The 17,812-nt window shown below is 60.1% G+C and carries 15 protein-coding genes; 6 read left to right on the forward strand and 9 right to left on the reverse strand.

Features of this window, described 5'->3' with window-relative positions; genetic code table 11:
* Positions 1-3: 3 nt before the first annotated feature.
* The 3 genes from rnd (at position 4) to FHT77_RS00325 (ending at position 3,765) form a co-directional block, all read left to right on the forward strand.
* Positions 4-1,149: a ribonuclease D gene (rnd, locus tag FHT77_RS00315; RefSeq protein ID WP_183751491.1), complete on the forward strand. Its 1,146-nt coding sequence runs from the start codon at positions 4-6 to the stop codon at positions 1,147-1,149.
* A 144-nt stretch (positions 1,150-1,293) separates the two neighbouring features.
* Positions 1,294-2,361 (forward strand): adenylate/guanylate cyclase domain-containing protein, encoded by a 1,068-nt coding sequence (locus FHT77_RS00320; RefSeq protein ID WP_183751493.1) that lies wholly within the window; start codon positions 1,294-1,296, stop codon positions 2,359-2,361.
* A 45-nt stretch (positions 2,362-2,406) separates the two neighbouring features.
* Positions 2,407-3,765, forward strand: a complete 1,359-nt coding sequence (locus FHT77_RS00325; RefSeq protein ID WP_183751495.1) for an esterase-like activity of phytase family protein — start codon at positions 2,407-2,409, stop codon at positions 3,763-3,765.
* 92 nt (positions 3,766-3,857) lie between these two features.
* On the opposite strand, the gene FHT77_RS00330 is transcribed toward FHT77_RS00325, so the two are convergent.
* Together FHT77_RS00330 and FHT77_RS00335 are read right to left on the reverse strand one after the other, a co-directional pair.
* Entirely contained in the window at positions 3,858-4,478 is a 621-nt protein-coding gene (locus FHT77_RS00330) for a YdeI family protein (protein WP_183751497.1), read from the reverse strand.
* A 186-nt stretch (positions 4,479-4,664) separates the two neighbouring features.
* Positions 4,665-5,630 (reverse strand): DMT family transporter, encoded by a 966-nt coding sequence (locus tag FHT77_RS00335; protein WP_183751499.1) that lies wholly within the window; start codon positions 5,628-5,630, stop codon positions 4,665-4,667.
* Between the two features lie 176 nt (positions 5,631-5,806).
* Here FHT77_RS00335 and FHT77_RS00340 point away from each other — a divergent pair, with 176 nt between their 5' ends.
* Complete coding sequence (locus tag FHT77_RS00340; protein WP_016553479.1) at positions 5,807-5,974, forward strand: hypothetical protein; 168 nt, start codon at positions 5,807-5,809, stop codon at positions 5,972-5,974.
* 116 nt (positions 5,975-6,090) lie between these two features.
* Here the strand turns inward: FHT77_RS00340 and ppx are convergent, their stop codons facing one another.
* The 4 genes from ppx to FHT77_RS00360 all read right to left on the reverse strand — a co-directional run bounded on the left by ppx (position 6,091) and on the right by FHT77_RS00360 (position 11,728).
* Positions 6,091-7,614: an exopolyphosphatase gene (ppx, locus tag FHT77_RS00345; protein WP_183751501.1), complete on the reverse strand. Its 1,524-nt coding sequence runs from the start codon at positions 7,612-7,614 to the stop codon at positions 6,091-6,093.
* A gap of 12 nt (positions 7,615-7,626) precedes the next feature.
* Positions 7,627-9,831, reverse strand: a complete 2,205-nt coding sequence (locus FHT77_RS00350) for an RNA degradosome polyphosphate kinase (protein ID WP_183751503.1) — start codon at positions 9,829-9,831, stop codon at positions 7,627-7,629.
* 65 nt (positions 9,832-9,896) lie between these two features.
* The gene (gene hdaA, locus FHT77_RS00355; RefSeq protein WP_183751505.1) at positions 9,897-10,610 is read right to left on the reverse strand and encodes a DnaA regulatory inactivator HdaA; all 714 of its coding nucleotides are present in this window, start codon (positions 10,608-10,610) and stop codon (positions 9,897-9,899) included.
* The gene (locus FHT77_RS00360) at positions 10,607-11,728 is read right to left on the reverse strand and encodes an AI-2E family transporter (protein ID WP_183751507.1); all 1,122 of its coding nucleotides are present in this window, start codon (positions 11,726-11,728) and stop codon (positions 10,607-10,609) included. The genes hdaA and FHT77_RS00360 overlap by 4 nt, the downstream gene beginning before the upstream one ends.
* 246 nt (positions 11,729-11,974) lie before the next feature.
* On the opposite strand from FHT77_RS00360, the gene purM reads away from it, so the two are divergent.
* Entirely contained in the window at positions 11,975-13,048 is a 1,074-nt protein-coding gene (purM, locus tag FHT77_RS00365; protein WP_183751509.1) for a phosphoribosylformylglycinamidine cyclo-ligase, read from the forward strand.
* Entirely contained in the window at positions 13,045-13,719 is a 675-nt protein-coding gene (purN, locus tag FHT77_RS00370; RefSeq protein WP_183751511.1) for a phosphoribosylglycinamide formyltransferase, read from the forward strand. Before purM ends, purN begins: the two co-directional genes overlap by 4 nt.
* Before the next feature lie 100 nt (positions 13,720-13,819).
* On the opposite strand, the gene FHT77_RS00375 is transcribed toward purN, so the two are convergent.
* The 3 genes from FHT77_RS00375 to FHT77_RS00385 all read right to left on the reverse strand — a co-directional run bounded on the left by FHT77_RS00375 (position 13,820) and on the right by FHT77_RS00385 (position 17,810).
* Entirely contained in the window at positions 13,820-14,983 is a 1,164-nt protein-coding gene (locus FHT77_RS00375) for an alpha-D-ribose 1-methylphosphonate 5-triphosphate diphosphatase (protein WP_183751513.1), read from the reverse strand.
* A 98-nt stretch (positions 14,984-15,081) separates the two neighbouring features.
* Positions 15,082-15,675, reverse strand: coding sequence for an NUDIX domain-containing protein (locus FHT77_RS00380; protein ID WP_183751515.1), 594 nt, complete (start codon positions 15,673-15,675; stop codon positions 15,082-15,084).
* Positions 15,672-17,810 carry a molybdopterin oxidoreductase family protein gene (locus tag FHT77_RS00385; protein WP_183751517.1) on the reverse strand — a complete coding sequence of 713 codons (2,139 nt, stop codon included), beginning with the start codon at positions 17,808-17,810 and terminating at the stop codon, positions 15,672-15,674. The genes FHT77_RS00380 and FHT77_RS00385 overlap by 4 nt, the downstream gene beginning before the upstream one ends.
* Positions 17,811-17,812 lie beyond the last annotated feature (2 nt).

Here is a 17,812-nt window from a genome sequence, read left to right on the forward strand (position 1 = left end):
GAGATGATCGAAACAACCGCCGATTTGGAGGCGGCCTGCAAAGAGCTGGCCAAGTCAGAATTCATTACCATCGACACCGAGTTTCTCCGAGAGACGACGTTCTGGCCGGAACTCTGCTTAATACAGATGGCAAGCCCAACGACGGAAGTGCTGGTTGATCCGTTGGCGAAGGGCCTCGACCTCAAGCCGTTTTTCGAGCTGATGGCCAATCCTGCCGTGCTCAAGGTCTTTCACGCCGCCCGCCAAGACATCGAAATCATCTACAACCGCGGCGGCCTCATTCCACATCCGATCTTCGACACGCAGGTTGCCGCGATGGTGTGCGGTTTCGGGGACTCGGTCTCCTATGACCAGCTCGTCAGCCGCACCAAGGGCGTGCAGATCGACAAGTCGTCGCGCTTCACAGACTGGAGCCGGCGGCCGCTCTCGGAAAAGCAGCTGGATTACGCCCTGGCCGATGTCACGCACCTCCGCGACGTCTACCTCTACCTCAAGGCCGAGTTGGAACGCGAAGGCCGCTCCTCCTGGCTTCGGGAGGAGATGGATATCCTTGAGGCCCGCGAGACCTACGACATGCATCCGGATGATGCATGGCAGCGGCTGAAAATGCGCCTGCGCAAGCCGCAGGAACTCGCCATCCTGAAATATGTCGCCGCCTGGCGCGAGCGTGAGGCCCGCAGCCGCAACGTGCCGCGCTCGCGCGTGCTGAAGGACGACGCGATCTATGAGATCGCCCAGCAGCAGCCGAAGGACGCCGAAGCGCTTGGCCGCTTGCGCACGATCCCCAAGGGTTGGGAACGGTCGGCCGCCGGCGCTGCCGTGGTCGAAGCCGTCAATGCCGCGCTTGCCTTGCCGAAGACCGAAATGCCGCACGCCCCACGGCAGGCACAGCCACCAGAGGGCGCCGCCGCCGCCGCCGAATTGCTGAAGGTCCTGTTGAAGCTGATCTCGGAAAAGCACGGCGTCGCACCAAAGGTGATCGCCAACAGCGAAGATCTCGACAAGATCGCCTCTGAGGGCGAGAAGGCCGAGGTCGCGGCGCTTCACGGCTGGCGGCGGGAGCTCTTCGGCGAGCCTGCGCTGCAGCTCATCCAGGGCCAGGTCGCCCTTCGCTTCGTCGGTAAGAAGGTCGAGACGGTGGCGCTCTAGCGCCATCAAGCGGACGTTTTTGCGCGTATAGTCACTTCGAGATTGTATTGATCGCGGAACGAACCTGGCGTGTCTTTTGGAAGCACCTGCTGCTTCCTATATGCCTTGGGTATCCCGGCGACGCGTCACCGCGAAAAGGACTCCATGAGGGAAATATCACCAGTTCAGAACTGGCTATTGATCGCGCTCGTCATTGCCGCGAGTGGTGTGCTCTATGACATGCGGTTCTATGGGGGTCATCCCGTGCTCGGCGCAACGTTTGCGCTCGCAATAGGCCTGCCGATCATTGCCTTCGAGCGCAAAGTGATTTTGCGCTCCCTCTACCGTCGCATGCAGGCGCTTCCGACGCTGACGTTCTTCCTCGCGGAGATCTTCGTCTACGAAATACTGATGAGCGCCGGATTTGCAGTTGCCGGCCTATCCATGTGGTGGCTCGGCTTCTTTCATCCGGAATCGTGGGTCGATGCCGTCGTCCTGCCTTTCAACGCATTTCTCTATGCGCTCGCGGTGTGCGCGCTGATCATCTTCGTGCTTCGGATACGTGAACTACTGGGGCGGGATATCTTCCTGAACATGCTGTTCAGCCGATACCGCAAGCCGATCAGCGAGGAACGCGTCTTCCTGTTTATCGATCTGGTGGACTCGACCTCTTTTGCCGAGAAACACGGCGATCTCAAAGCGCAGCAGATGCTGAGTTCCCTGTTCGCCTCGTTCGCCGAGCCGGTGAGAAAGTACAAGGGTACCATCGATGACTATGTGGGCGATGCCGCGATCATCAGCTGGCCATTGGAACGCGGGATCAAGTTCGCCCGATGCGTGAACTGCATATTCGATATCGTCGGCGCGATCGAGGCGGACGCCGAGCACTGGCTGAAGGCATTTGGTCAGGTCCCTCGCCTGCGCGCCGCCTTGCACGGCGGCACCGTCATCACGGCTGAAATCGGTGTCGACCATCACAAGATCACCTATTTCGGCGACACCGTGAACACCACGTCCCGACTGGAATCGCTTTGCAAGACCTTGAACCGCTCGGTCCTCATCTCCTCCGACCTCGCTCAGCGCATCAAGATGCCGGAGACGGTCTCGGCGCAGGACCTGGGAACCCACGCCGTCAAGGGTCGCGGCCAGAGCCTCGGCGTCATCTCGCTCGTCAAGGCGGACAACCGGCTGGCGTCACCAAAGCTTCACGCAAGCGTCAACGCGCCGACATGAAAGCATTGCTAATCGAAACCCGCATTCCATCCTTTGGGGGTTTCAATGAAAAATACTCTTCTTGCTTCCGTTTCATTTGCTCTTTTGATCGCCGGTTCGGCCGCTGCTGACCAACAGGAATTTCCCGCCAAGCTCGCGGGCCAGGCGATCCTGCCGGCCAACACGCTGGTTGCGGCTCCGGCCGATGCACCTGAGTTCCTCAAGCACTCCGGCAAGTTCACCACCGCCGACCGCAAGCGCACCGAAGCGCTCGGTAGCGTTCCCGGCAAGGACGGCGTTCGCGTCACTGATCTGAAGCTGCCGTTCGACGGCCAGCCGATCCAGGGCTTCTCCGGCATCAAGACGATGGCTGACGGCAGCTTCTGGACGCTCTCCGACAACGGCTTCGGCTCCAAGGCAAACTCCAGCGACGCGATGCTCTTCCTGCATCAGGTGAAATTCGACTGGCAGACCGGCAAGGTCGATGTCGTCAAGAACCTGTTCCTGTCCGATCCCGACAAGAAGGCCCCCTTCCCGATCGTGCTCGAAGGCGCGGACAAGCGCTATCTGACGGGTGCTGACTTCGATATCGAATCTGTACAGCCTGTCGCCGACGGCTTCTGGATCGGCGAGGAATTCGGACCCTATCTCCTGAAGTTCGACACCGAGGGCCGCCTGACCGACGTGGTCGCGACCACTGTTGACAACAAGCCTGTCATGTCTCCCGACAATCCGGTCCTCTCCGTTCCGGCGAACCCGACCGCCAAGATGCCGGTCTTCAACCTGAAGCGTTCGGGCGGCTTTGAGGGTCTTGCCATGTCGAAGGACGGTAGCAAGCTCTATGGCCTTCTGGAGGGCGCCCTCTATCAAGACGACGGCAAGATGGAATCCGTTGACGGCCATACTGCCATCCGCGTCATCGAGTTCGACACGGCTTCCAAGAAATGGACTGGGCGCACCTGGTTCTATCCGTTCGAGGACAAGGGCGTTTCGATCGGTGACTTCAACATGCTCGACGATGCGACGGCCCTCGTCATCGAACGTGACAACGGCGCCGGCACGAAGGACAAGGCTTGTGCCGATCCCAAGCAGCCGAAGCCCGATTGCTTTGAGGCCCCGGCTGAACTCAAGCGCATCTACAAGATCGAGTTCAACGACGCCAACGTCGGCAAGGCTGTCCGCAAGATCGGCTACATCGACCTGCTGAATATCAAGGACCCCGACAACAAGAAGAAGGCCGGCAACAAGGATGGCATCTATGACATGCCTTTCGTGACGATCGAAAACGTCGACCGCGTCGATGCCACCCACATCATCGTCGGCAACGACAACAACCTGCCCTTCTCTGCGGGCCGCGCCATCGACAAGGCTGACAACAACGAGTTCAGCCTGCTCGAAGTCGGTGAACTCCTGAACGCGAAATAAGCTTAAGTCTCACGAGGAAGGTCCCGCTTGAAAAGCGCGGGGCTTTCCAGAAATGAACGACGCCTGGGCGGCAAGCCTTTAGGAACCCCGAACTATCGCTCCGTAGCACCCTTTCCAGCGAGAATGTGATCTCGGAATTTAGCGATCCGCGTCGTTCGCGTTTCCGACTTCTTCACCCCGTTGAGATTAATCACGTAGCTCTTCTGTCGGCCAGGTGTCAGATCGTGAAACGCCTCGGCAAGTTCAGGATCGGAATCGAGAGCCTCAACCAGCTCATCGGGCAGATCGACTTCGCCTTGCCTCTTCGACGGCTTGATGCCCGCCTCGGCGTAGCCCATCGCTTCCTTCAGGTAGGACCGGATGACAGGTTCCATCTTTGCGACCTGTGCGTTCTCCACAAAGCGGAGCATGTCGGGATGTTGAGTGTTCGGCCCCTGCTTCTCGAGCACGCCTTCGGAATCTCTCAGCAATGCGGCGTTAAAGAAAGTCAGGCGATAATCGCCGCGAAAGGCGCCCATTATGGCGATGTTACGGCCTTCATGCATGTAGCAGGGATGCGCCCATTTCACCGTCTCGACGAGACCCACCTCACGACAGACGCGGCGGAGCTCGTTCAGGCCGTCAATCCATTGCCGCGTCGAACAGTCCGGCGTCGCAAAGCGCTCGCAGCGTCCGCATCCTTTTGTGAAAAAGTCCTCAATGTCGGTGATCATCACTCTCGCCCAAGCTCCATTCGCAGTGGTTGGCTGCTCACTTGAAGCATCCCAAAGCAATACGTCAACTTAGGGCCGAAATCTTTACGAATGCGACGCAGGCGATTAACGCCTCCCCGGTGAGGGGCAAAGAGAGACGGCCGGCTTGTCGCGGGCAGGTTCGACTGTCGACGGTGGCCCGCACCCTCAGGCTTTTGCGGCCTGTGTCTTCGGCTTCAGGAAGATGATCAGGAGCAGACCGGCGACGATGAGAGCCGCGCCCTCGAGATGATAGCGTTGCAACTGTTCCCCGAGGATCAGATAGGCGAGGATCGCGATGAAAATCGTCTGGATGTAGAGAAGCACGCCAGCCCGCGCCGCACCCAGGGCCTCGATGCTGCGATTGAAGAGATAATACATGATCGCCCCGCCGGGGATCGCGACGTAGGCGAGCGCAATGAGCCCGCTGGTATTGAGCGTCGAGCGTTCGTCCGAGGCAAGCTCATAGAGGTAGAAGGGCAGAGCCGTCAGCACCGCGGCGCCAAGAAGCAGCACAAGCAGCGCTAGGCGGTTCAAATCGAATTTCGCCCGGCGAAGCAACACCGTATAGAGGCTGAAACAGAACGCGCCGGCGACGATCCACAGTTCGCCCGGATTGAGATCGAGACGCATCAACGCAGCCGGGCTGCCTTTGATGATGATGACCACAATCCCGAAAAAGGCCAGGATCGATCCGATCACCTGCCAGCTTCCCATCGGTTCGGCGAGAAACAAACGGGCGAGGATCATGGTGATGATCGGGATCAGCGCGATAATGATGCCCGCAGTCGTGGCGTCGGCATGCTCCAGGCCGACAAAAATCAAGCCTTGGCAGATCGCAAGTCCCATGCCACCGACGACAAGCAGTTCCAGGCCGCGGGCTCGGATAAGAGCGACCATGTCGCCGAAATGCCGGCGCACGATCGGCATCAAAATCGCCCAGGCAATCAACACGCGCCAAAAGCAGAGCGTCCAGGGCGGCATGTCAGTCGAGACCCATTTCGCGGCAATATAGACGCCCGCCGATAGCAGCCAGCAGAGGATGCCCACGGAATAGGCGGTTGCAAGCGAACCGCCCGCTGCCTCTCCCGTTCCAACCGTGTCGCGATGGACCGTCACGCCATGTATCGCCATGGGTGAAAGTTATGCCACAGTTCCCCGCCTCTGCACAGGCGCTCCGCCACCATGATTGGTCTTGGCTCGTCGAGGTTGTTTTGCGGCTCGTTCCAACCACCATTCCTCGAAAAATTTGAACGAAATGGGCGTGAATTGGTTGTTCCAAGGTCACCACCTCAACAATGGAGACACTTATGAGCAAGACAGACGTGAAAGAAATCCAAAAGCGCGCCGAGCGTCAGGTCGAAAACACCAGCGGTGGCGGCCATCTCGGCGGAACCTATTTTGGGCAACAACCCGACGGCAAGACTGCATCGGTTTCCAGCAAGGAAGGGCCGAAAGCAAGAGCCAACGATGGCTAGGACGGAACCCCGCCAAGAGCGGGTTCCTCCGTTCTGGCATGAAGCATCCACATCGAGCCAAGATTAGCGAGCGGAAGATGCTTTCGCCTCGCACCTCGGTCGTGCGTCCCCAATCGCTATTCGAAGCGGAAAGCCAAACGGTGATTGGTCAGCTTGGCAAGCTGTTGCAGCCGGCCTTCAAGGCGCTCGCCGGCGAAGTCGTGATATTCCGCCGGAACCACGAACTCCAGGTCGAGATCTGGTTGGGACGACTTCTGGAAGGTCAGGTTTCGCACGATTCCCGGCATGGATGCCGAAAAGAGATAGACCACCCGCAACAAACCGCCGAGCAGCTTGGCGCGCTCGATGAAGCGCGGAGTCGCGATCGCCGCAAGCGGGCCTGTGGCACCGTCATCGTACGGTCCTTCGAACCGGTAGTAGTTCGTTAGCGCAATGAAGGCGCGGCCAGGATGACTGATGCCAACAAAGGACGAGTGCGCAATGATATTCAGCGCCTGTAGTCCACGGTAATCAGGGTGCGCGCGCCAACTGATGTCGGCAAGCAGGCAGGCTGCCTGACGATAGCGCGCCTCCTCCTCCGTCTCAGTGATGCCGAAATAGGGCATCATGCGGCCGGTCCATTCCGCCAGCTCTCTGGCGTGCTCTGGCGAACGTGCACGCAGAATGGCGAGTTCGCCGGCGGCCGCCAGCAGCGGATCGGTGCGACGCTCACCGTCCGAGAGCAGTGAATAGAGATAGCCTTCGCGCACGCCCTGCCCCGAAAACGAGATAACAGAGGGCTTCATTGCGCTTAGAACTTCTTTCATGGCGACGGCGCCGAAGGGAAGCAACGCGCGGCGATGCTTCGAAACAGCCATCCACGCAGGATCCTTTGAATCCCGAGCAATCTCCACCTGATCGAGGAATTGCATCATCGCCTCGAGCGAAACCTCGTAGCCCTGCATCATGTGCAGCGGATACTGCGTCATCTCCATGTGCAGCTTGGCGATGTTTCGCCAAGTGCCGCCGACCGCGTAGAACGTTCGCCCGGCGCCCTTCGCGAGCAGCTTGGAACTGGTTTTCACATGCTTGCGGGCAAAGGTTCGAGCCTTCTCCAGCGAGCCGCCTGCATATTCCGAGAGGCGAAGGCCACCGAGCGGCAAGGTTACCCCCTTGCCGATTTCCTTACCCTTGATATCGATCAATTCGAGTGAGCCGCCACCAAGGTCGCCGGCAATGCCGTCAGGCTCATAAAAGCCGCTGACGATGCCGAGTGCGGAGAACTTCGCCTCCTCCTCGCCGGAGAGAACACGAACTCTGCGCTGAAGGATCGTTTCTGCCTGATGGATGAAGTCTGGACCGTTCGATGCTTCGCGCGCCGCCGCCGTTGCGAGCACATACATCGTGGAAGCGCGCGCCTGGTCGGACAAAGCCTTGAAGCGATGGAGGGCGGCCAGAGCGCGCTCTACGCTCGCCTCATCCATCTTGCCGGTCAGCGCAATACCGCGGCCCAGGCCGCACAACACCTTCTCATTGAAAAGGATCGTCGGCGAGCGGGACATGCCTTCATAGATGACCACACGGATCGAGTTCGACCCGATGTCGACGACGGAGACCGGGGCAATCCCTGGAAGGCGCCCCTGGGCTTCTGATTCAACCATGCAGGTCCAATTTTACTTGTTGTTTCGACCGGAGAGGAGCCCGGCAATCAGCTTGGGTGCACTGGACTTCAAAGCTTCACCACGGCCGGACAGGCTTGGGTTTGTCATGAAATACTGCTGCGCGTTGAACGGCTCTTCGCCCTTGCGCACTTCCATGCGCCTTGACGTTCCGTCGGGCAATATCTCGTAGCTTTGCTGATTGTCAATAATATTGCCCAGCATAATCTGTGAGAGAACCTGCTCGTGCACGGTCGGATTGGTCAACGGTACGAGCGTTTCGACACGGCGATCGAGGTTCCGCGGCATCATGTCGGCCGAACCGATATAGACCAGGGCCTTGTCGGACGGCAGCCCATGACCATTGCCGAAGCAGAAGATACGGCTGTGCTCCAAAAAGCGCCCAACAATCGACTTCACCCGGATATTTTCAGAAAGGCCCGGCACTTGCGGGCGCAGGCAGCAGATGCCTCTGATCACAAGGTCGATCTCGACGCCGGCGCGGCTTGCGGTATAGAGCGCATCGATGATCTCGGGGTCGACAAGCGAATTCATCTTCATCCAGATCGCCGCTGGCGCGCCGTTCTGGGCATGCTTGATCTCTTCCTCGATGTGGCGAACGATGCGCGAGCGCAGCGTATACGGAGACACCGCCAACTTCATGCTCTGTTCCGGCTCGCCGTAACCGGTGATGAAGTTGAAGATATTCGCCATGTCGTGGGCAATCACCGGGTTGCAGGTGAAGAACGACAGGTCGGTATAGATTTTCGCGGTGACCGGATGATAGTTGCCGGTGCCGAGATGGCAGTAGCTGCGCAGCTTGCCTTCTTCGCGGCGGACGACCAGCGACATCTTGGCGTGGGTCTTCAACTCGATAAAGCCGAACACGACCTGCACGCCGGCGCGTTCCAGGTCGCGCGCCCAGCGAATATTCGCCTCTTCGTCGAAGCGGGCCTTCAGTTCGACGAGAGCTGTAACCGATTTGCCCGACTCGGCTGCATCGATCAGCGCGCGGACGATCGGGCTGTCGTTCGACGTGCGGTAAAGCGTCTGCTTTATCGCCAAAACGTCAGGATCGCGTGCAGCCTGGAGCAGAAACTGGACCACCACGTCGAAAGACTCGTAGGGGTGGTGAACCACCATGTCCTTTTCCCGGATTGCGGCGAAGCAGTCGCCGGCGTGCTCTCGGACTCGTTCGGGAAATCGCGCATTGTAGGGCGGAAATCGAAGGTCTTCGCGCGGCGCCTTGGTGATCTCGGACAGCGTATTCAACGCGAGAAGTCCCGGCAGAACCGCAACTCGGTTTTCCGGAACACTCAGCGCCTGTACGACGAACTGGCGCAGCGACGCTGGCATCTCCGAATCGGTCTCAATACGGATCACTGATCCGCGGCGGCGACGCTTCAGCGCGGTTTCGAAGAAGCGCACCAGATCTTCGGCCTCTTCCTCAACTTCGATATCGCTATCGCGGATGATCCGGAATGTACCCGAGCCCTGCACCTCATATCCGGGATAGAGCCGGTGAATGAAGACGTTGGTGACGTCTTCAAGGGTGATGTAGCGGATCGTGTTACGGTCATCCGGCAGCCGCACGAAGCGGTCGAGTGCCGGAGGCAGGCGCAGCAGCGCCGTCATCGGTTCACGACCGTTCTTGCTGATCAACTGCAGGCCAATCGAGAATCCGAGATTCGGGATGAAGGGGAATGGGTGCGCGGGGTCGATCGACAGCGGCGTCAGTACGGGGAAAATGGCCTGCTCGAACTCCGTCGCGAGCCACGCGCGGTCAGTTTCACTAAGCGCTCCGGGGCGCACGATCAGGATATCTTCCTTGGCGAGATACTGCTGAAGCACAGCAAGCGATGCCTGTTGCTCCATCTGCAGATTGTCAATCTCCTGGAGGATGGCGTCGAGCTGCTCGGCTGGTGTCTTGCCGTCAGGCGTACGCACGACGATGTTCTGGCGCACCTGACCTTCGAGACCGGCTACGCGGACCATGAAGAATTCGTCGAGGTTTGCGGCCGAGATCGACAGGAACCGCACGCGCTCCAGCAGCGGATGCTCGGTGTTCAGCGTTTCCTCGAGAACACGGCGATTGAACTGCAACCAGGAGAATTCGCGGTTGATGAAGCGCTCCGGACTTGAGAGCAATTCCTCCAGTGAAGGCACGGCCTCGTTGGTTTCCGGAGTGGGTTCGTGGTGCTCCGTGACTGCGCTATCCATGGTCTGATTGCCCCGTATTATTCGCCCAAGCGAATTATATCAGTTTCACGACAGAACTGTGACGGTCAATCCGTCGGCTCCGAATTACCCAATTCATTCAATACTTCAGCTGCAAGAGCTCGGGTAACCTTTGTGCCTCTGGAAAGGGCAAGTCGATCAAGCCTGTCGACGATCGTCTGGGCCGCGTTCAGCGACCGCTCCATCCGGTTAACGATATAGAGAACCAGTTTGTCATCAATATAAAGCTGGCGGTCGGCGAACAGCTTTACAATCACCTGGGACAGCAGTTCCTCATCCGGCTCACCGATCTCGACGACCGTCGCCGCCTTCAGACGCGAGCGCAAATCCGGCAGTTCGACGGGCCACGACATCGGCCAAAGGCGGCTCGTCATGAGAAGGCTGTGACCGTTTTCGCGCACACTGTTGATGACGTGAAAGAGTTCGTTGTCGTCGAAGCCAAGCCGATCGACATCCTCGAACAGGACCGGCCCATTGGCTGCATCGACGGCCGCATTGGCGCCTGCCTTCGGATGAATCTCAAGAGCACCGCTGTGATCCTTCCAGATGTTCGCGAGGTGCGACTTTCCGGAACCCACGGGGCCTGCGAGGATCACGACGGGCGAAGGCCAGTTCGGCCAGGCATCGACGATCGACACGGCTGCCGCCAGCCGTTCGGAGATCAACAGATCATCACGCCCCGTTGCGGCATCGTGCGAAAAGGCCAAGGGAAGCTGCTCGACGGCATTGCGCCTTGGACCAGCATTTTTCACATCAGTCATTTGGGATCAGCTTTTGTCTTCCTGATCTGGCCGGTCTTTGCCGTGCCAGCATAAAGATCGCTTTGAAGGTAACGCGAAAGCGCAAAACGAACAAGCACACCAACCGCGGCGGCGGCGGGCACCGCGACCAAGAGCCCGACGAAACCAAACAATGCGCCGAAGGCAAACAGCGCAAACATCAGCCATACGGGGTGCAGGCCGACGCTGTGGCCGACAAGCTTCGGCTGCAGGATATTGCCTTCCATGAACTGGCCGCTGAAGAAGACAGCAAGGACCGCGCCAACCCAGAGATAGTCGGGCCAGAACTGGACGATGGCAACGCCGACGGCAAGAACGAGGCCGACCAGCGAACCGACATAGGGGATGAAGCTAATCATTCCCGCGAAGAGGCCGATCAACAGGCCGAAGTTCAACCCGATCAGCGACAAGCCGACGGCGTACCAGATCCCGAGGATAAGGCAGAGCGACCCTTGGCCGCGGATGAACCCGGCAATCGCCTGGTCGATCTCACGCATGATCTGATGGACGTTGGCCACATAGTCACGCGGAATATACTGATCGACCTTGGCGATCATGCGATCCCAATCCAGCAGCATATAGAAGGCCACAACGGGCGTGACGATCATCAGCGAGATGACATTGACCACGGCAAGGCCGGAACTCCAGACCTGACCGAACAGACCGGTGAGCAATCCAAACCCCTGAGACAGGATTTCCGAGAAGTTGTTCTTGATCGTGCCGAGCTGGCTCCTCACCCAATCCGGCATGAGGGAATTCTGGGACTGTATGATGAAGGTCTGCAACTGATCGATGTAACCCGGTAGACGGCCAGCAAAATCGCTGAACTGGCTCGCCAAAACCGGAATCAGTATCATCAATGCGAGTACGATAATGACGACGAACGCAATCAGGATGACGACCGTCGCCATCAGGCGGCTGAGACCGAGGCGCTCGAGCCGGTCGGCAATCGGGTCAAGGAAGTAGGCCAATGCCATCCCCGCCAGGAACGGCAGCAGGATCGAGCTGAAGAGGAAAAGGAAGCCAATAAAGAAGGCGAGCACGATCAGCCAGAAGATCACCTGGCGCTTCAGACCTGCCCCGCTAACCTGCTGTGGCATCACATTCCCCGCTGATCGACTGTCTCGATTTTTTGCATCATAGCGATGCAACCTTTCGAGCACATAGGATGTGGCCGAGAGAATGGTCAACCCCGGCGCTAAAAATCGAGAGAGCCCGCGTCAATTGAGCGGGAAATTGGGGCTTTTTCCATGCAATCCCTTGCATGTAGGCCCGTGTCATGCAATGGCGACCCGCATATTGAGGCGGTGACATTTCCCGCCCGCGCACAGCCATCGGAGAGCAGCATGAGCCAGTCTGGAAAAAACGGCCTGACCTATAGCGACGCAGGCGTCGATATCGATGCCGGAAACCTTCTGGTGGAGAAGATCAAGCCCGCAGTGCGCTCGACGCGCCGCCCGGGTGCGGACGGCGAGATCGGCGGCTTCGGCGGCCTGTTCGACCTCAAGGCTGCAGGTTTCACCGATCCGGTTCTCGTTGCCGCCAATGACGGCGTCGGCACCAAGCTGAAGATCGCCATCGATGCCGATTATCATGACACTGTCGGTATCGATCTCGTCGCCATGTGCGTCAATGATCTGGTCGTCCAGGGTGCTGAGCCGCTTTTCTTCCTCGATTACTTCGCGACGGGCAAGCTCGATCCTGACCAGGGTGCGGCGATCGTCGAGGGCATTGCCGCCGGCTGCCGTGACGCGGGCTGCGCGCTGATCGGCGGCGAGACCGCCGAGATGCCGGGTATGTACTCTTCCGGCGACTACGACTTGGCCGGCTTCGCTGTCGGTGCGGCCGAGCGCGGCCAGTTGCTGCCGTCAGGCGATATAGCCGAAGGCGACGTCATCCTTGGCCTCGCCTCGTCAGGCGTTCACTCCAACGGCTTCTCGCTGGTTCGCAAGATCGTCGGGATTTCTGGCCTCGCCTGGGATGCCCCGGCTCCATTCGCTGAGGGCAAGAGCCTCGGCGAAGCGCTGCTGACGCCGACCCGCATCTATGTAAAGCCGCTCCTGAAGGCCATTCGCGAAACAAAGGCTATCAAGGCATTGGCTCACATCACCGGTGGTGGCTTCCCGGAGAACATTCCGCGCGTTCTGCCGAAGCACCTCGCAGCCGAGATCGATCTTACTGCCGTCAAGGTTCCGGCGGTCTTCTCCTGGCTTTCCAAGACGGGCGGCGTTGAAGCCAACGAAATGCTACGCACCTTCAACTGTGGTATCGGCATGATCGCGGTCGTTTCAGCTGAGAGCGTCGCGACGGTTACTGCGGCCCTCGAAGCCGAAGGCGAGACGGTTGTAACGCTCGGCCGGATGATTGCCCGCGCCGAAGGTGCAGGCGGTACGCTCTACAAGGGTACGCTCGCCATATGACGTCGCCGCGCAAACGCGTCGTCGTCTTCATCTCCGGCGGCGGTTCCAACATGATGGCGCTGGTCGCAGCAGCCAAGGCTGGCGACTTTCCGGCGGAAATCGTCGGCGTCATCTCCGACAAGGGCGACGCCGGCGGGCTCGCCAAGGCGGCAGCCGAAGGCATCCCCACCTTCGCTTTCGTCCGCAAGGACTATGCGAGCAAGGAAGCCCACGAGGAGGCAATCTTTGCCGCGCTCGATCAGCTTTCGCCCGATATTCTTTGCCTTGCCGGCTACATGCGACTGCTGAGCGGCACCTTCATCCAGCGCTACGAAGGCAAGATGATCAACATCCACCCTTCCCTGCTGCCGCTGTTTCCTGGGCTGCACACGCATCAGCGCGCGATCGATGCCGGGATGCGGATTGCCGGCTGCACCGTGCACTTCGTCACCGAAGGCATGGACGAGGGACCGGTTATCGGCCAGGCCGCCGTTCCTGTTCTCTCAAGCGACAGCGCAGACAGCCTCGCCGCGCGCGTGCTCACGGTCGAGCATCAGCTTTACCCGCAGGCGCTGCGGCTCTTTGCTCAGGGCAAGGTGAAGATGGAGGGCGGCAAGGCCGTCAGCACCGACGCTGCAGCAGCGCCGGCGGAACGTAGCAGCGTTATCTCGCTGATCGGCGAAGGCGCCTGAAGCACGGCGCGATCCTTTGGATCCCGCCCTGCTCTAATTCTCTGTTTCTACGCATATCCATGTCCCGAAAGGCTCCGCTTTCGGGACATATTCCGTGCCCTCAGGCGGCAAGCGCTCGAGGCTGATGAAGCGTGCCGTCGCTGTAGACAAATAGGCCCTTGCGGAAGGTGGCGCGGATGCGATGCACGTCACCGGCTTCGATGACAACCAGGTCGGCCTGCTGACCGACGGCAATTTCACCACGATCGAGAAGACCGGCGGAGCGCGCCGCATTGCGGGTCGCCATTGCGACGGCGTAAGGCAGGCTCGTGCGCTCGGCGATCTTGAAGATGCCGGGCACGAAGGCTGCAGGATGATAGTCGGCGGCAATGACGGTCAGAAGGCCGGCGGCAGCGGCATCCAATGCGCTGAGATTGCCGGACATCGATTGACCACGCAGCGCGTTGGGAGCGCCCATCAGCGTCCAGAGACCGCGACGCCGCGCTTCTTCCGCCGCCGGAAGCGTCACCGGAAATTCGCTGATCGTGACGCCGAGACCGTGCATCTGCGCGACCTTCTCGGCGCTGTCGTCATCGTGGGAGGCGAGCGACAGCTCGTGCTTCAGCGCGAGATCGACGATCTGCTTCAGCTTGATCTCGATGTCAGGATTGTTGCGCATCTCGATACGCTTGGCGACCATCTCGGCGGCCGTCTCCTCGGAAATGGCGCGGCGCTCGGCGATGCTCAGGATGTAGCTCTCGATGTTGTTGTACTGCCCCTGCCCCGGCGTGTGATCCGTCAGCGAGACCATGTCGACATGGCCGGCTTCGAGCAACTTTTCGAGCGTCGGCGCGGCGCCGAGATTGGTGATCTCGTAGCGCGCATGGACACGATGATCGATGAGCAGGTTGTTCTTCAGCCGGCTGATGCTTTCGATCACGGCAGAGGTCGTTTCGAGCGAGCGGACGTGGCCGTAGACGCTTTCCGTTGCGAAGGAGACGGCCGCGAATGCTGTCGTGACGCCTGCGGCTGCCAGCTTCTTGTCCAGTTCGTGGATGCTGAAATCGATCGGCATCGGCGCATTCGGGCGCGGCGCGATTTCGCGCTCCACCATGTCGCCATGAAGGTCAACAAATCCCGGCATCAATAGGCGTCCACTGCCATCGATCGCGGCGTTCGCAACCGGTTCGGGACGGATTTCAGCGATGACGCCGTCCTCGACGCGTACCGAGCCGTGGCTCACGATCTCATCTGGAAGGACAAGAGTAAAATTGCTGAGCCACATCGTTTTTTCTCCAGGCCGGGATTTATGACAAGGCGGAGCGCTTAGCGCTGATTCATGACATGGGTGTGAAGGATAAGCCTCGCAAATTGGCCCATGCCCTAGCGCAGCGCGCCGCGGTTCATTGCCGCCCATTGCAGCAGCGTGATCGTCTTCAAGTCGATGATCGCGCCGTGCTCGATCATGGCCATCGCCTTGTCGAGCGGCACCTCCAGAACCTCGATGTCCTCGTGTTCGTGAGCAAGGCCGCCGCCATCGGAGACGCGGTCAGCAGTGTCGATCGAGGCGGCAAAGAAGTGCAGCAACTCCATGCTCGAGCCCGGCGAACTATAGGCCTTGAAAAGGAAGCGGACGTCACGGACGCGGAAACCGGTTTCTTCCTCGGCTTCGCGGCGGATGGCGGCTTCCGGGGCATCGCCGTCGAGCAACCCCGCCGGTGCCTCGATGATCCAGGCCGGCTCGCCGTGAAGGAAGACCGGCAGCCGGAACTGCCGCACGAGGACAACGGTGTCGCGCTTGGGATCGTAGAGCAGGATCGTCGCGGCCGGCGTGCGATGATAGACCTCACGCTGCAGCCGATGTGTCTCGCCTTCGGAATCCGTATAGTCGATCTGGAAACCGCTCAGGCGCGTCCAGCCGTTCGAGAGCGTCTTTTCATCGACGATCTCGGCCTTTGCCTTGTCAAATTTCGTCATGCAACATCCTTGCGCAGCCAGACCTTGTTGTCGTGAACCGCAGCCCCGCCGTAGGGAGCCACCGGATCGGCGCCGGTCAGCACGTTGATCCCCTCGCCGTCGACATGCGCCTTGTTCGGCCAAAGGCCTTCAGCGATCAACACGCCCGGCTTCACCTCTTCGGTTACCCGCACATGGATCCTGAGGTCGCCACGGTCGTTCCCGATCCGCACGAGGTCGCCATGGTCGATACCACCGGCAAGGGCGTCGGCCGGGTTCATCATCAGTTCCGGCCGCCCTTCCTTCTGACGCGAGGTCTTCGTTTCCGAGAAGCTCGAATTCAGGAAATTGCGGGCCGGCGACGTTGCCAGGCGGAATGGATGCTCGGCATCGGCAAGCTCGATGACGTCGACCTGATCCGGAAACGCCGGCAGCAGCTCGTGTGGTCCGAGAGCACCGACAGCGGCCGGCGGCTTGTTCGGCGCAGCGCCGTCAACCCAGTCCGGGCGGAAATGGAACTTGCCGTCGGGATGCGCAAAGCCCTTGAGGAAGTGCGCGTCCTCGAAATCCGGCTGGCGGTCGAACCATTTGTGTTCGAGGAAATGATCGTATCCCGGCAAATTGGTATCCTGGAGAACACGGTCGATCATTTCGCGCGCGGTGAAACCGAAGCCCGGACGATCGGCGATACCGAGGCGTTTGGCCAGTTCCTCGATCACGAAGAGGTTGGTGCGGACGGTTTCCGGCGGTTCGACAAGCTTGGGGCCGAGCAGAATGTGGTTCTGGCCGCCGGCGCGATAGATATCGTCATGCTCAACAAACATCGTCGCCGGAATGACGATATCGGCCATCTCGGCCGTCTCGGTCATGAACTGCTCATGCACGGCGACGAAAAGGTCGTCGCGGGCAAAGCCACGCTTCACCAGCCGCTGTTCGGGGGCGATGTTCACCGGATTGGTGTTCTGGATCAGCATGGCGGTCACCGGGCCGCGATGGCGGAGCGCCACAGCATCGCCTGTCAGCGCGCGGCCGATCTGCGACTGGTCGATCATGCGGATATCCGGATCCTTCATCGACTTGCCGGTCAGCTCGGCATTGTTCATGCGGAAGATATCGCTGTTGGAGTGGAAGGCACCGCCGCCTTCATATTGCCAGGAACCGAGCACCGTCGCGATCGAGGCCGCCGCATGCATGGCGACGGCGCCGTTGCGCTGGCGAGTGAAGCCGTAGCCAAGGCGGAAGTAGCTCTTCTTCGTCGTGCCGACGAGGCGTGCGAAACTTTCGATCTCATCGACGGAAAGGCCGGTAATGGCAGCGGCCCATTCAGGCGTCTTCGTCTTCAGATGCGCTTCAAGGCCGGCGGGATCGTCGGCGTACTTCGCCATGTATTGACGATCGGCATAGCCATCGCGGAAGGCGATATGCATGACGGCGCAGGCGAGCGCCGCATCCGTGCCCGGCTTGACGATCAGCGCCATGTCTGCCTGCTTCATCGTCGGATTGTCGTAGATGTCGACGACGACGATCTTGGCGCCGCGCTCCTTGCGGGACTTGATGGCATGGGTCATCACGTTGACCTGCGTCGACACCGCATTGGTGCCCCAGATCACCACGCAATCGGTGCGGCCCATCTCGTGCGGGTCGGGCCCGCGCAGCGTGCCGGTGGCCATGGTGAAGCCGGTCCAGGCCGGATTGGTGCAGATCGACGAGAAGAACCCGGAATAGCGCTTGGCGTGGCGCAGGCGCTCGATCGAGTCGCGCTGAACCCAGCCCATGGTACCGGCGTAGAAATAGGGCCAGATCGCTTCGCTGCCGTCCCTCGCTTCCGCCTTGACGAAGGCTTCGGCGATTTCATCGAGCGCTGCGTCCCAGGAAATCTGCTGCCACTGCCCTGCTCCCTTGGCGCCCGTTCGGCGCAGCGGATGCATCAGCCGGTCCGGATGATAGAGGCGCTCGGCGTAGCGCGCGACCTTCGCGCAGATGACGCCCGAGGTGTAGCTGTGATCGTTTGCGCCCCGTACACGGCCGATGCGGCCGTCGTCGCCGATCTCCACCTCCAGCGCGCAGGTGGAGGGACAGTCGTGCGGACAGGCGGTGTGACCGAGCCTGACATTCGACTTGGCGGATTTGGCGTGAATGGGGGTCGCAATGTTCATGG

This window comes from Rhizobium sp. BK181 (assembly GCF_014193305.1).
Taxonomy (GTDB): domain Bacteria; phylum Pseudomonadota; class Alphaproteobacteria; order Rhizobiales; family Rhizobiaceae; genus Rhizobium.

Excerpts from the sequence above, each read along its gene's own strand:
- rnd (WP_183751491.1), top strand. The coding sequence starts at position 4 with ATGATCGAAACAACCGCCGATTTGGAGGCGGCCTGCAAAGAGCTGGCC.
- FHT77_RS00320 (WP_183751493.1), top strand. The coding sequence starts at position 1,294 with ATGAGGGAAATATCACCAGTTCAGAACTGGCTATTGATCGCGCTCGTC.
- FHT77_RS00325 (WP_183751495.1), top strand. The coding sequence starts at position 2,407 with ATGAAAAATACTCTTCTTGCTTCCGTTTCATTTGCTCTTTTGATCGCC.
- FHT77_RS00330 (WP_183751497.1), bottom strand. The coding sequence starts at position 4,478 with ATGATCACCGACATTGAGGACTTTTTCACAAAAGGATGCGGACGCTGC.
- FHT77_RS00335 (WP_183751499.1), bottom strand. The coding sequence starts at position 5,630 with ATGGCGATACATGGCGTGACGGTCCATCGCGACACGGTTGGAACGGGA.
- FHT77_RS00340 (WP_016553479.1), top strand. The coding sequence starts at position 5,807 with ATGAGCAAGACAGACGTGAAAGAAATCCAAAAGCGCGCCGAGCGTCAG.
- ppx (WP_183751501.1), bottom strand. The coding sequence starts at position 7,614 with ATGGTTGAATCAGAAGCCCAGGGGCGCCTTCCAGGGATTGCCCCGGTC.
- FHT77_RS00350 (WP_183751503.1), bottom strand. The coding sequence starts at position 9,831 with ATGGATAGCGCAGTCACGGAGCACCACGAACCCACTCCGGAAACCAAC.
- hdaA (WP_183751505.1), bottom strand. The coding sequence starts at position 10,610 with ATGACTGATGTGAAAAATGCTGGTCCAAGGCGCAATGCCGTCGAGCAG.
- FHT77_RS00360 (WP_183751507.1), bottom strand. The coding sequence starts at position 11,728 with ATGCCACAGCAGGTTAGCGGGGCAGGTCTGAAGCGCCAGGTGATCTTC.
- purM (WP_183751509.1), top strand. The coding sequence starts at position 11,975 with ATGAGCCAGTCTGGAAAAAACGGCCTGACCTATAGCGACGCAGGCGTC.
- purN (WP_183751511.1), top strand. The coding sequence starts at position 13,045 with ATGACGTCGCCGCGCAAACGCGTCGTCGTCTTCATCTCCGGCGGCGGT.
- FHT77_RS00375 (WP_183751513.1), bottom strand. The coding sequence starts at position 14,983 with ATGTGGCTCAGCAATTTTACTCTTGTCCTTCCAGATGAGATCGTGAGC.
- FHT77_RS00380 (WP_183751515.1), bottom strand. The coding sequence starts at position 15,675 with ATGACGAAATTTGACAAGGCAAAGGCCGAGATCGTCGATGAAAAGACG.
- FHT77_RS00385 (WP_183751517.1), bottom strand. The coding sequence starts at position 17,810 with ATGAACATTGCGACCCCCATTCACGCCAAATCCGCCAAGTCGAATGTC.